General features: G+C 67.0%; 11 protein-coding genes. 9 read left to right on the forward strand and 2 right to left on the reverse strand.

The genetic code is table 11. The features are described from left to right. Window positions 1-2: 2 nt before the first annotated feature. The 6 genes from ftsL to murD all read left to right on the forward strand — a co-directional run bounded on the left by ftsL (window position 3) and on the right by murD (window position 7,956). Entirely contained in the window at window positions 3-389 is a 387-nt protein-coding gene (gene ftsL, locus AC07NY_RS08025) for a cell division protein FtsL (protein ID WP_492287129.1), read from the forward strand. Further along, window positions 386-2,164 carry a peptidoglycan D,D-transpeptidase FtsI family protein gene (locus AC07NY_RS08030; protein WP_494583078.1) on the forward strand — a complete coding sequence of 593 codons (1,779 nt, stop codon included), beginning with the start codon at window positions 386-388 and terminating at the stop codon, window positions 2,162-2,164. The genes ftsL and AC07NY_RS08030 overlap by 4 nt, the downstream gene beginning before the upstream one ends. A 168-nt stretch (window positions 2,165-2,332) precedes the next feature. Further along, window positions 2,333-3,781, forward strand: a complete 1,449-nt coding sequence (locus tag AC07NY_RS08035; protein WP_494583079.1) for a UDP-N-acetylmuramoyl-L-alanyl-D-glutamate--2,6-diaminopimelate ligase — start codon at window positions 2,333-2,335, stop codon at window positions 3,779-3,781. Next, window positions 3,781-5,205, forward strand: a complete 1,425-nt coding sequence (locus tag AC07NY_RS08040) for a UDP-N-acetylmuramoylalanyl-D-glutamyl-2,6-diaminopimelate--D-alanyl-D-alanine ligase (RefSeq protein WP_494583081.1) — start codon at window positions 3,781-3,783, stop codon at window positions 5,203-5,205. Before AC07NY_RS08035 ends, AC07NY_RS08040 begins: the two co-directional genes overlap by 1 nt. A gap of 21 nt (window positions 5,206-5,226) precedes the next feature. Further along, window positions 5,227-6,309, forward strand: coding sequence for a phospho-N-acetylmuramoyl-pentapeptide-transferase (gene mraY, locus AC07NY_RS08045; protein ID WP_492287133.1), 1,083 nt, complete (start codon window positions 5,227-5,229; stop codon window positions 6,307-6,309). Between the two features lie 213 nt (window positions 6,310-6,522). Further along, on the forward strand, window positions 6,523-7,956 hold the full coding sequence (gene murD / locus AC07NY_RS08050) for a UDP-N-acetylmuramoyl-L-alanine--D-glutamate ligase (protein WP_494583083.1): 1,434 nt from the start codon (window positions 6,523-6,525) through the stop codon (window positions 7,954-7,956). A gap of 13 nt (window positions 7,957-7,969) precedes the next feature. Here murD and AC07NY_RS08055 read toward each other — a convergent pair whose 3' ends face one another. Beyond that, window positions 7,970-8,962 carry a glycerophosphodiester phosphodiesterase family protein gene (locus AC07NY_RS08055; protein WP_494583085.1) on the reverse strand — a complete coding sequence of 331 codons (993 nt, stop codon included), beginning with the start codon at window positions 8,960-8,962 and terminating at the stop codon, window positions 7,970-7,972. Window positions 8,963-9,103: 141 nt separating this feature from the next. Next, window positions 9,104-9,583 (reverse strand): VOC family protein, encoded by a 480-nt coding sequence (locus tag AC07NY_RS08060; RefSeq protein WP_494583087.1) that lies wholly within the window; start codon window positions 9,581-9,583, stop codon window positions 9,104-9,106. 304 nt (window positions 9,584-9,887) lie between these two features. On the opposite strand from AC07NY_RS08060, the gene AC07NY_RS08065 reads away from it, so the two are divergent. From AC07NY_RS08065 to murC, 3 genes are read left to right on the forward strand one after another with little or no spacing between them, the layout of a single operon-like run. After that, window positions 9,888-11,012 (forward strand): FtsW/RodA/SpoVE family cell cycle protein, encoded by a 1,125-nt coding sequence (locus AC07NY_RS08065; RefSeq protein WP_494583089.1) that lies wholly within the window; start codon window positions 9,888-9,890, stop codon window positions 11,010-11,012. 4 nt (window positions 11,013-11,016) lie between these two features. Continuing rightward, window positions 11,017-12,120 (forward strand): undecaprenyldiphospho-muramoylpentapeptide beta-N-acetylglucosaminyltransferase, encoded by a 1,104-nt coding sequence (murG, locus tag AC07NY_RS08070; RefSeq protein ID WP_494583091.1) that lies wholly within the window; start codon window positions 11,017-11,019, stop codon window positions 12,118-12,120. A gap of 15 nt (window positions 12,121-12,135) precedes the next feature. Next, window positions 12,136-13,542: a UDP-N-acetylmuramate--L-alanine ligase gene (gene murC, locus AC07NY_RS08075; protein ID WP_494583093.1), complete on the forward strand. Its 1,407-nt coding sequence runs from the start codon at window positions 12,136-12,138 to the stop codon at window positions 13,540-13,542. Window positions 13,543-13,596: the final 54 nt, after the last annotated feature.

A 13,596-nucleotide genomic window follows, 5' to 3' on the forward strand; every position in this document is an offset into this window, starting at 1 on the left:
GCGTGATCAAGCTCCTGCATGTCATCGCCATCGGCGCGCTGGTCTCCTCGGCGGTCTATGCCTATTCGATCAAATACGAGACGACGCTGGCGACCGAGCATCTCCAGAAGCTCAAGTCCAAGACCCAGCGCGAGCGCGACGCCATCGCCGTGCTCAAGGCCGAATGGCAGTTCCTCAACCGGCCGGACCGCGTCCAGATGCTGGCCGAGCGCCATCTCGACCTGCAGCCCTTCGTGGTGACGCAGGTCGTCAAGCCCTCCGACGTCCCGAACCGCGGCCCGAAGGTCGATGCGATCGGCCGCAAGCTCGAGGATCTCGGGCTGGGCCTGCCGACCGAGACGCCGCGTAACACCAAGGCAGGCGCGACGACGCCGGGAGCCATGCCATGAGCCGCTCGATCGATCAGCAGGCACCGGTGGCAGAGCAGGCGGGGCCGGAGGAGATCGCCGTCAAGCGCGGGCGCCTGGCCTGGCTGCGCGATGTCTTCCGCATGAGCGGTGAGAAGAGCGAGCCGCGCGTCGGCCTCGTCATCCTCGGCTTCTCGGCACTGTTCCTCGCGATCACCGGCCGGCTGGTCTATCTCGGCGTGGCGCCGAACGAGCAGGTCGGCCTTCGCCGCGCGACCTCCAACGCCATCTCGGCTGCCCGGCCCGATATCGTCGACCGCAACGGTGAGGTGATGGCGACCGATATCCGCACGGTCTCGGTCTTCGCCGAGCCGCGCCGCATCCTCGACAAGGACGAGGCGACCGAGCTTCTGACGGCGGTGCTGCCGGATCTCGACGCCAAGGAATTGCGCGACAAGCTCGCCACCAAGAAGGGCTTCGTCTGGGTCAAGCGCGAGATCACGCCGCGCCAGCAGGCGGAAGTCCACCGGCTCGGCATCCCCGGCGTCGGCTTCGTGCCCGAGAACAAGCGCGTTTATCCGAACGGCACTGCCGCAGCCCATGTGCTCGGCTTCGCCAATATCGACAATGTCGGCATCGCCGGCATCGAGAAATATATCGACTCGCAAGGGCTCCAGGACCTGAACGGCGCCGGACTGGCGACAGAGGCGTCCGACCTCAAGCCGGTCAAGCTCTCGATCGACCTACGCGTCCAGCATCTGCTGCGTGACGAACTGTCGAAGGGGCTGGAACGCTTCAAGGCCATCGCCGCCGCCGGCGCGATCATGGATGTGAATACCGGCGAGGTGATCGCGCTGGTCTCGCTCCCGGATTTCGATCCGGGCAATCCGGTCGACGCGCTGGAGAAGGACCGGATCAACCGGATGAATGTCGGCGTCTACGAGATGGGCTCGACCTTCAAGGCGCTGACCATCGCGATGGCGCTGGATTCCGGCAAAGCCAACATCAATTCGAGCTATTCGACCGCCGGCGGCATGATGCGGTTCGGCCGGCAGGTCATCAAGGAATACCACGGCACCGGCCGCACGCTTACCGTGCCGGAAGTCTTCCTGCACTCGTCGAACATGGGTTCGATCAAGATGGCGCTGGCCGTCGGCGTCGACGGTCACAAGGCCTTCCTCAAGAAGATGATGCAGCTCGACCGGATGACGACGGAGCTGCCGGAAAGCGCGGCCCCGATCGTTCCGCAGCGCTGGGGCGAGATCAACACCGCGACCATCGCCTTCGGTCACGGCCTCGCGGTCGCGCCGCTGCAGGCGCTGACCGCGGTGGCGGCCCTGGTCAATGGCGGCTACCTGATGAAGCCGACCTTCCTGAAGCGCAGCGAAGAGGAGGCGCGCCAGGTCGCGACGCGGGTGATCAAGCCCGAGACCTCGGAGGCGATGCGCTTCATCATGCGGCTGAACGGCGAGAAGGGCTCGGCCCGCAAGGCCAATGTCGAAGGCTATTTCGTCGGCGGCAAGACCGGCACGGCCGAGAAGGTCATCAACGGCCGCTACGCCAAGAACAAGAACTTCACGACCTTCACGGCGATCGCCCCATCCGACAAGCCGAAATACCTGTTCCTCGCGATCTATGACGAGCCGAAGGGTTATGCCGAGAGCGGCGGCTATTCGACCGCGGCGTGGAATGCCGGCGTCACGACCGGCCGCGTGATCGAGCGCGCCGGGCCGATCCTGGGGCTCAACCCGCGCTTCGACCCGCCGCCGTCGCCGTTCCCGCTGATGGCGCGGCTCGGTGCCTGGGGTTCGCGCTGAGCGCGCGACGATGGCTGGGTCTCGACCGTCATGCTCGGGCTTGACCCGAGCATCTCTCGACACAGAAGGCTCGGAAGCCTCTTCCGGCCTGAGATTCTCGGGTCTACGCTTCGCGTCGCCCGAGAATGACGGCCGGATGCGGTCAAGGACAACGGAATGATGAACGCGATGTCCTGGACACTCGGAGACCTCTTCCCCGAGATTTTCGAGGCTGAGGCCGCGAGCCAGCAAGTGCATGGCGTCGCCTTCGACAGCCGGAAGGTGACCGGCGACGATGTCTTCGTCGCGCTCGCCGGCGCCAAGGCCGATGGCGCGCGCTTCATCATGGATGCAGTCGGGCATGGCGCCGTCGCGATCGTCTCGGGCGGGCCGCGTCCGGCCGATCTACCGGCGGGCGTCGCCTTCGCGCAGGTCGACGATCCGCGGCTGGCGCTGGCGCTCGCCGCAGCGAAGATCCATCCGCGCCAGCCGAAGACCATCGTCGCGGTGACCGGCACCAGCGGCAAATCCTCGGTGGCGGATTTCACGCGGCAGATCTTCCAGGCGCTCGGCCATGAAGCGGCCAGCGTCGGCACGATCGGTGTCGTGACCAGCAAAGGCGCCGATTACGGTTCGCTGACGACGCCGGACCCGCTCTCGTTGCACGCCTCGTTCGACAAGCTTGCCGGCGAGGGCATCACGCAGCTGGCGATGGAAGCGTCCTCGCACGGGCTCGACCAGCGTCGCCTCGACGGCGTGAGATTGAGCGCCGGCGCTTTCCTCAATCTCGGGCGCGACCATCTCGATTATCACCCGAGCGTCGAGGACTATCTCGCCGCGAAGCTGCGGCTCTGGGAGCTGCTGCCGGCGGGCGCTCCCGTGGTGATCAACCGCGACGAGCCCTATGCGAAGGAGGCGGCTGAGGCTGCTTCCAAGGCCGGGCATCCGATCATCGGCATCGGCCGCAAGGGCGAGACGCTGACCCTGCTGCGCAACGAGCGCGACGGCTTCTCGCAGCGGTTGACCGTCGGCTTCGATGGGCGCGAGCTGTCGATCGACCTGCCTCTGGTCGGCGATTTCATGGCCGGCAATGCGCTGGTCGCAGCCGGGCTCGCGATCGCGACCGGCGAGGACAAGGCGGCGTCACTCAAGGCGATCTCCGGCCTCACAGGTGTCGCCGGGCGGCTCGAACGTGTCGGCGAGGCCAATGGCGGGCTCGTCGTCGTCGATTACGCGCACAAGCCCGATGCGCTCGCGGCCGTGCTGACGACGCTCAGGCCCTATGCGACCGGGCGGTTGATCTGCGTCTTCGGCTGCGGCGGCGACCGCGACAAGGGCAAGCGCCCATTGATGGGCGCGATCGCGGCCGAGAAGGCCGATATCGCCATCGTCACCGACGACAATCCGCGCAGCGAGAACCCGGCGACGATCCGGGCCGAGATCATGGCGGCTTCGCCAAAGCTTCAGGAGATCGGCGACCGCGAGGAAGCGATCAACGCGGCCGTAAAGATGCTGAAGCCTGGGGATTTGCTGGTCGTGGCTGGAAAAGGCCATGAATCCGGCCAGATCATAGGCGACCGGACGCTGCCCTTCTCGGACCATGACGTGGTTCGTAAGGCGCTATCGGAGATCAAGTAATGGGCGCCCCGCTCTGGACCGGAGACAAGTTGATCGCGGCGCTACGTGCGCGGCCCGAGGGCGCCGTGCCGCCGGTTGTGACCGGCGCCTCGATCGACACCCGCACGCTGGAGCCGGGCGACGTCTTCTTCGCCATCACCGGCGAGGCCCGCAACGGGCATGATTTCGTCAAGGGCGCGCTCGACAAGGGCGCGGCGCTCGCCGTGGTCGACGAAGCCCATGCGGCTCAGTTCGAGGGCGTCGGTGCGCTCGCCATCGTGCCGGACGTGCTGAAGGCGATGGAGCATGCCGGCACCGCGCGCAGGGCCGAGCTCAAGGCCGGTGTCGTCGCCGTTACCGGCTCGGTCGGCAAGACCGGTACCAAGGAGGCTCTGCGCCTCGTGCTCTCGCGCCAGGGCAAGACCCATGCGCCGGTCGCTTCCTACAACAACCACTGGGGCGTGCCGCTCACCTTGTGTCGGACACCCAGCGACGTTGCATACGGGGTCTACGAGATCGGCATGAACAGCCCCGGCGAGATCGTGCCGCTGGCGCGGATGGTGCGCCCGCAGGTCGCCATCGTCACCACGATCCAGCCCGTGCATCTCGCCGCCTTCGCCTCGCTGGAGGGGATCGCCGAGGAAAAGGCAGGTGTTTATTGGGAATTGGAGAAGGGCGGCACGGCGATCGTCAATGCCGATATCCCGCAATCCGAATTGCTGCGCGACATCGCCAAGTCCGGCCCCGCCGGGCGGATCATCACCTTCGGCGAAAGCCCTGATGCCGATGTGAAGCTGATCTCCTGTGCGCTGAAGCCCGACCTGTCGACGGTCGAGGCGCGCGTCTTCGGCGAGCCCGTGACCTACCGGCTCGGCAGCCCGGGCAAGCATATCGTGCTGAATTCGCTCGCGGTGCTCGCCGCCGTCCATGCGCTCGGCGCCGATCTCGCACTGGCTGCGCTGGCGCTGGGCGATCTCACGCCGCCGGCCGGGCGCGGCGCGCGGCAGGTGCTGCAGGTGCCCGGCGGCAGGATCACGCTGCTCGACGAAAGCTATAACGGCAACCCCGCCTCGATGCGCGCCGCGATCGAGAATCTCGGCCGCCTGCCGATCGAGGGCCGCGGCCGGCGCATCGCCGTGCTCGGCGACATGCTCGAGCTCGGGCAGACCGGCCCGGAGCTGCATCGCGGGCTGGCCGAGCCGCTGGTTTCGAACGGGATCGACAAGGTCTTCACCTGCGGCCCGCTGATGAAAGGGCTGCATGAGAGCTTGCCTTCCGCCATGCGGGGGGCTTATGCCGCCTCCGCGAGCGAGCTGGAGCCGCTCGTGCTCGATGCGATTCGCGCCGGCGACACTGTCACGGTCAAGGGATCGCTGGGCACGCGCATGGGTCCGATCGTCAAGGCGATCCTCGCGCGCTTTCCTGCCGTGCCTGCCGAAGACTGATTTACAAGAGAAACCCGCAGCATGCTCGTCTGGCTCGCCGACTTCGCCAGCACCTTCCCGGTGCTGAACGTCTTCCGCTACATCACCTTCCGCGCAGGCGGGGCGACCGCGACGGCGCTGCTCTTCGTCTTCTTCTTCGGGCCCTCGGCCATCTCCTGGCTGCGGATCAAGCAGGGCAAGGGCCAGCCGATCCGCACGGACGGGCCGGAATCGCATCTCGCCAAGCGCGGCACGCCGACCATGGGCGGGCTGATGATCCTGACCGGGCTGTTCGTCGCGGTGCTGCTCTGGGGCAACCTGCGCAATCCTTATGTCTGGATCGTGCTCGGCGTCACCGCGGCCTATGGCGCGATCGGCTTCTATGACGACTATCTCAAGGTCACCAAGCAGTCGCACAAGGGCTTCTCGGGCAAGGCGCGCATCGCGATCGAGGTCGTGGTCGCGCTGATCGCCTGCTATTTCATCATGCAGACGCAGCCGCCAGCGATCTCGTCGGGCTTCGCGATGCCCTTCCTCAAGGAAGCGATCATTCCGCTCGGCATCCTGTTCCCGCTGGTCGCTGCCTTCGTCGTGGTCGGCGCCGGCAATTCGGTGAACTTGACCGACGGTCTCGACGGGCTCGCCATCGTGCCGGTGATGATCGCGGCCGGCACTTTCGGCTTCATCTCCTATCTCGTCGGCAACGCGATCTTCGCCAATTACCTGCAGATCCACCACATCCCCGGCGCGGGCGAGCTCGCGGTGATCTGCGGCGCGGTGATCGGTGCTGGCCTCGGCTTCCTCTGGTTCAACGCGCCGCCGGCCCAGATCTTCATGGGCGATACCGGCTCGCTGGGTCTCGGCGGCCTGCTCGGCACCATCGCGGTCGCGACCAAGCACGAGATCGTGCTCGCCATCGTCGGCGGCCTCTTCGTGGTCGAGGCGCTCTCGGTCATCATCCAGGTCTTCGTGTTCAAGCGCACGGGCAAGCGCGTCTTCCTGATGGCGCCGATCCACCACCATTTCGAGAAGCTGGGCTGGACCGAGCCGCAGGTCGTGATCCGCTTCTGGATCATCTCGGTCGTGCTGGCGCTGGTCGGCCTCGCCACGCTGAAGCTGCGCTGAGGCGATATTGACATCCGCCGGATCGCCCTTGGTCGGACCGACCTTTGTCATTCCGGGGCTTCGCGTAGCGAAGAACCCGGAACCCACGACTGGGCGAGGCGCCGGCGACTGGGCATCTGATGACTCACCCGGTCGTGGGTTCCGGGTTCGCGCCTGTGGCGCGCCCCGGAATGACAACGAGGGCGTGCGTTGGCTTATGAAAGCGAGATCCCGATGACGCCCGTCACAGTCTTCGCCGGGCGCAAGGTCGCCCTGTTCGGCCTCGGTGGCTCTGGGCTCGCCACGGCGCGCGCACTCAAGGCGGGCGGGGCCGAGGTCGCGGCCTGGGACGATAACGAAAAGAGCCGGGAGAAGGCGGCCACTGAGGGCATCGCCATCGTCGATCTGGCGAATGCCGACTGGTCGGGCTTTGCGACCTTCGTGCTCTCGCCCGGCGTGCCGCTGACCCATCCCGAGCCGCATTGGACCGTCGGCAAGGCCAAGGCTGCCGGCGTCGCGATCATCGGCGATGTCGAGTTGTTCTTCCTTGAGCGGGCCAAGGTCGCACCGGGTTCGCCGGTCGTCTGCATCACCGGCACCAACGGCAAGTCGACCACCACCGCGCTGATCACCCATGTGCTGAAGCAAGCCGGCCGCGACGTACAGATGGGCGGCAATATCGGCACCGCCGTGCTGGCGCTGGAGCCGCCGGCTGCGAACCGCATCCATGTCATCGAGTGCTCGAGCTTCCAGATCGATCTCGCGCCTTCGCTCGCGCCTAGCGTCGGCATCCAGATGAACCTGACGCCGGATCATCTCGACCGGCACGGCTCGCTGGAGAATTATGCCGCCATCAAGGAACGGCTGGTCTCGGCGGCCGATATCGCGGTGGTCGGCGTCGATGACGACGCCTCCAAGCAGATGGCGCGCCGCCGGGCCGCCGGAGGCCGCCCGCTTGTGAAGATCAGCGGCGAGCAGCCGCTGGACGAGGGCGTCTTCGCCGGCGTCACCGCCAATCAGGGCCGGCTCGATACGCGTATCGTCGAAGTGAAGGACGGCAAGCCGCGAGTCGTCGCCAATCTCGCCGGAATCGGCTCGCTGCGTGGTTCGCACAACGCACAGAACGCGGCGGCGGCCTTTGCGGCCTGCTCGGCGCTGGGCTTGAGCGCTGAGGAGATCGCGGCGGGTTTCAAGACCTATCCGGGCCTCGCGCATCGCATGGAGGAGCTCGGCCGGATCGGCCGCGTCGTCTTCATCAACGATTCCAAGGCGACGAACGCGGATTCCACGGAAAAGGCGCTGACCTCCTTCCACGGCATCTTCTGGATCCTCGGCGGCAAGGCCAAGGATGGCGGCATCGAGTCGCTCCGTCGCTACTTCCCCAACATCGCCAAGGCCTATCTGATCGGTGCGGCGAGCGACCTCTTTGCCGCGACCTTCGACGATGACGGGCGCGTCGCCTATGAGCGCAGCGTAACGCTCGACAAGGCTGTGAATGAGGCCACGCGCGACGCGCTGGCGGCGACGGGCGAGGGTGAGATCGCGGTGCTGCTCTCGCCGGCCTGCGCCTCCTACGACCAGTTCCCGAATTTCGAGGTGCGCGGCGACACGTTCCGCAAGCTTGTCGCGGACTTGCCGGGCTTCGAGCCTTTCGGCGGCAAGCGCTAACCGCCAGCCTTAGTCAGTGCGCCGCCGGCTTGCGGGGCTTGAGCACGGCGGCGACCGCCTCGATCTCGTTGGTGAACACGCCGCCGGCATAGCCCGCCGGCAGGCGCTCGATATCGGCCTTGCTGTCGATGCCGGTGGAATGCTCGCCGCCGCGATAGTCCCCGAGCACGAAGACGGGGCTGCCCACGGCCTCCATCCGCGCAAGGAAGCGGTTCGGCCAGCCCCAGAGCCAGGGCGCGATGTTGATCGGCACGAACACCACCATCGAGCGGCAGGCATCGGGCGCCGTGTCCGTCCAGCCCGTGCCGAGATAGCGCAGCAGACAGGTTTTCAGGGAAGCGCGCGACATCGCCGTGATGCCGGGAGCCTGCGCTCGCAGCGTCGCGATCGGATTGTCGCCGCCATAGACCAGAAGCGTGGCGCGCCGCTGCGGCGGCAGGGCGTTGAGCATCGCGGCGAGCTTCGTGCCTTCGGTCGGGTCGTTGCTCTTCACGTTGATCAGGAAGGTCTTGTCCGGAAAGCGCTGCAGGACCTCGTCGAGCGTCGGCATGAGGCCGACGCCCTTGCCACGGAAGGGAAAGCTCTTGCCGCCATCGGCGGTGTAGCCGTAGCCGAGGTCGAGCTTCCGGAGATCGGCCATGCTGTGCTCGCGCGTGACCCCGCGGCCATCGGTGCGGCAATCGACCGTCCAGTCGTGGAAGACTGCGAACTGCCCGTCCGTCGTCGGGTGGACGTCCAGCTCGACGATGTCGGCACCGGCCTCGAAGCTCGCCTGCATCGAAGCGATCGTGTTTTCGAGATAGCCATGGGTCGGCGGCAGCATGCGCGTTGCGGTGCAGCCGTCCCGGGTCAGGCCGGCCGTGTCGAATTTCTGGGCGATGCCGCGATGCGCCAGCAGGACGGGGCCGCCGCCGCGCGCCGGTGCGAGATGGTTCGTGTTACCGACATAGAGGAGCGCGGCGAGCGCGAGCACGCCGAGGGCAACACCACGCCAAATCTTCCGCAAGTTGTCCTCCCGATCGCGAATCAAGCGGCGCTTGAATCGCGTCGCTGCGGGATCGATCACGGACGGGGTGACGGAATTGCGGCGCGGCCTGTCGTCCTTCTCGCGAACGCAGCCGAGGGCTTCGCTGGAACAGTCGCGTCCTCAGCCGCGCCGGGCGGCTTCGATCTTCGCGACGTCGATCTTCTGCATCGTCATCATCGCCGCGAAGGCGCGCTTCGCCTCCTCGCCGCCGACGGCCAAGGCCTCGGTCAGCACGCGCGGCGTGATCTGCCAGGACAGGCCCCATTTGTCCTTGCACCAGCCGCATTCGCTTTCCTGCCCGCCATTGCCGACGATGGCGTTCCAGTAGCGGTCCGTCTCTTCCTGGTCCTCGGTGGCGATCTGGAAGGAGAAGGCTTCGCTGTGCTTGAAGGTCGGCCCGCCATTCAGGCCGAGGCAGGGGATGCCGAGCACGGTGAAGGTGACGGTCAGCACGTCGCCGGCCTTGCCGGAGGGGAAATCGGTCGGGGCGCGGAAGACCTCGTTCACGGCGCTGTCCGGGAAAGTCTCGGCATAGAAGCGGGCGGCAGCCTCGGCGTCCTTGTCGTACCACAGGCAGATCGTATTTTTGGCGATGGCCATGGTCAGTCCTTTCGCTGTCGAGACGGGTGCGGCGTGAAATTCCCGGCATGAGCCGACAATGCGTGTCAGGAGCGGCCCCTGCATCTGAGCGGCGGCACGAGTCCGATTTGAGGCGAGAGGCTGATCGAGGTGGCCGAAGCTGCGCCGTAGAGGCCACGAAGCGCCATGCGCGGCTGTGGATCGCGAGGCTCGGATGCCGCCGATCCGGGGCATCGGAATCAATCGGTTAACCATTCATTGACAGAGTGATTCGTCACGCAAGCGCGGTTTCGGCCGCGCCGAATTTGTCGATGGGATACCCGTCATGGTCTCGCGCGCGGAACCTTCTCTCAGCGGCCGCTGGTGGTGGTCGATCGACCGCCTCATCCTGACCGCGCTCGTCGCCCTGATGGTCTCGGGCGTCGTGCTGCTGATGGCGGGCGGGCCGCCGGTGGCCGAGCGTCTGGGGCTCTCGACCTTCCATTTCGTCAACCGGCAGGCGGCCTATCTCGTCGGCGCGATGGTGATCTTCCTCGGGGTGTCGCTGATGACGCCGCGCCAGGTGCGGCGCGCCGCGTTGCTGATCTATCTCGGCTCGCTCGCCATGGTGGTGGCGACGCTTTATTTCGGCGTCGAGGTGAAGGGCGCCAAGCGCTGGCTGACGCTCGGGCCGTTGGGCTCGGTCCAGCCGTCCGAATTCCTCAAGCCCGCTTTCGTCATCATGGCCGCCTGGGCCTTCGCCGAGGGCACGCGCCGGCCGGACCTGCCGGGCACGATCCTGGCGCTGCTGCTGCTGCCGATCACCATCGTGCCGCTCGTCCTCCAGCCCGATTTCGGCCAGACCATGCTGGTCAGCCTCGTTTGGTGCGGGCTGTTCTTCGTCGCCGGCCTGCACTGGTTCTGGGTGATCGGGCTTGGCGGCGTGGGCGCCGTCGGCATCCTCGTCGCCTATGAACTGGTGCCGCACGTTCGCGCCCGCATCGAGCGCTTCATGGACAAGGGCTCGGGCGATTCCTTCCAGGTCGACACGGCTCTGGAGAGCTTCGCGCAGGGCGGCTGGCTCGGCAAAGGTCCGGGCGAGGGCACCGTGAAGCGCATCCTGCCCGACGCCCATACCGACTTCATCTTCGCGGTGACCGCCGAGGAATTCGGCATCGTGGTCTGCATGCTGCTGGTCGCGCTCTTCGCGGCCATCGTGATCCGGGCGCTGTTCGTGGCCCAGAAGGCGGAGGACCCGTTCATCCGCCTCGCGGTCACCGGCCTTGCCCTGCTCTTCGGCATCCAGGCGGCGATCAACATGATGGTCAACCTGCACATGATGCCGGCCAAGGGCATGACGCTGCCCTTCATCTCCTATGGCGGCTCCTCGCTGCTCTCGCTCGCGGTCGGCACCGGCTTCCTGCTGGCATTGACCCGCCGTCGCCCGCGCGCCGTCGATTTCGGGCGCTGACCTGATGGCCACGGGCAAGCTGATCATGCTGGCGGCCGGGGGAACCGGCGGCCATCTCTTCCCAGCGGAGGCGCTGAGCCACGCGCTGCATGCCAAGGGCATGCGCGTCGTGCTGATGACCGATACGCGCGCCGCCGAATTCGCCGGGAACTTCCCGGCCGAGGCGGTGCATGCGGTGCCGGCGGCGACGCCGTCCGGTCGTTCGCCGCTGCAAAAGGCCAAGGCGCTGTTCGCCATCGCCAGGGGCACGTTCGCGGCGCGGCGGATCATCGGGCAGGTGAAGCCGGCCGTGGTCGTCGGCTTTGGCGGCTATCCGACGGTGCCGCCGGTGCTCGGCGCGTCGCTTGCCGGCGTCCGCACCCTGATCCACGAGCAGAACGCCGTGATCGGCCGGGCCAACCGCTTCCTCGCGGGGCGTGCAGACGTGATCGCGACCGGCTTCGCCAAGGTTGGGGGACTCACGGAAGCGCAGCAGGCCAAGTGCCGCCATGTCGGCAACCCCGTGCGTCCCGCCGTGATCGAGGCCGCGGGCCGCGAATACGACTGGCCGGGAGAGGGCAAGATCAGGCTGCTCGTCTTCGGCGGCAGCCAGGGCGCGCGCATCATGGCCGATATCGTGCCGCCGGCGATTGAGCTCCTCACCGATGCCGAGCGGGCGCGCCTGACCATCGTCCAGCAGGCGCGGGCCGAGGATGACGGGCGCGTGCGCGGCATCTACGAGACGCTCGGCGTCCAGGCGACGATCGCGCCCTTCTTCAAGGATCTGCCGGCGCAGATGGCGGCGGCGCAGCTCGTGATCGCCCGCTCGGGCGCCTCGACCGTGGCGGAACTCACCGTGATCGGTCGGCCGGCTTTGCTCGTGCCGCTGCCGGGCTCGCTCGATCAGGACCAGGCGGCCAATGCCGCCTTCCTCGAAGGCGTGGGCGGAGCGACCCGCATTCTCCAGCCGGACTTCACGCCGCGTCATCTTGCTGCCGAATTGTCGAAGTTGATCGCGCAGCCCGCACACTTGACGACGATGGCCGCAAACGCGAAGAGCGCCGGCATCCCCGACGCCGCCGACCGCCTCGCCGATCTCGTGATCGCCACGGCCCATTCTCAGAACTGACAGGATTCCAGGACCATGAAGCTGCCGCCGAAGCTCGGCTCCATCCATTTCGTCGGCATCGGCGGCATCGGCATGTCCGGCATCGCCGAGGTCCTGCACAATCTCGGCTATAAGGTGCAGGGCTCGGACGCCTCCGACGGCGCCAACGTCAAGCGCCTCGCCGACAAGGGCATCACCACCTTCGTCGGTCACAAGGCGGAGAATCTCGGCGAGGCCGAGGTCGTCGTGGTCTCGACCGCGATCAAGCGCGACAACCCGGAGCTGCTGGCTGCCCGCGAGAAGCGCCTGCCGGTGGTGCGCCGCGCCGAGATGCTGGCCGAGCTGATGCGCTTGAAAAGCTGCGTCGCCATCGCCGGCACCCATGGCAAGACGACCACGACCTCGCTGGTCGCGACGCTCTTGGAGAAGGGCGGGCTCGACCCGACCGTGATCAATGGCGGCATCATCAACGCCTATGGCACCAATGCCCGCATGGGCGAGAGCGACTGGATGGTGGTCGAGGCCGACGAGTCCGACGGCACCTTCCTGAAGCTGCCGGCCGACGTCGCGATCGTCACCAATATCGACCCCGAGCATCTCGACCATTTCGGCACGTTCGATGCGATCAAGGCGGCCTTCCGCTCCTTCGTCGAGAACCTGCCCTTCTACGGTTTCGCGGTGATGTGCATCGACCATCCGACGGTGCAGGGGCTGGTCGGCCAGATCACCGACCGCCGCGTCGTCACCTATGGCGAGAACCCGCAGGCCGATTTCCGCCTGATCGACATCGATCTCTCCGGCGGGCAGGCCAAGTTCACGCTGCTGATCCGCGACCGCAAGACCGGCCGCGACGAGGTGATCCGTGATCTCATCATGCCGATGCCGGGCCATCACAATGCGCTCAACGCCACGGCTGCGATCGCCGTCGCCTATGATCTGGGCATCCCGGTCGAGCGCATCCGTCAGGCGCTGGCTGGCTTCGGCGGCGTGAAGCGCCGCTTCACCAAGACCGGCGAGTGGAACGGCGCGCTGATCTTCGACGATTACGGTCATCATCCGGTCGAGATCGCCGCCGTGCTCAAGGCCGCGCGCGCCTCGACCAAGAACAAGGTGATCGCGATCGTGCAGCCGCATCGCTACACCCGCCTGTCGAGCCTGTTCGACGATTTCGCCGCCTGCTTCAACGATGCCGACACGGTGATCGTGGCCGATACCTATGCGGCCGGCGAGGCGCCGATCGCCGGCGCTGATCGCGATTCGCTGGTCGCCGGCATCAAGGCGCGCGGCCATCGCCATGCCCTGCCGCTGGAGAGTTCCGACAAGCTCGCCGGGATGGTGGCGGAACTGGCGGGGCCGGGCGACTATGTCGTGTTCCTGGGCGCCGGCAACATCACCCAATGGGCCTATGCGCTGCCGGGCGAACTGGCGGCGTTGAAGGGGTAATTTCGCGCAGTCCACCCCGCCGTCATTCTCAGGCGAAGCGAAGCTTAGACCCGA

The sequence above is a fragment of the Allobosea sp. GW821-FHT09G06 genome (assembly GCF_059416005.1).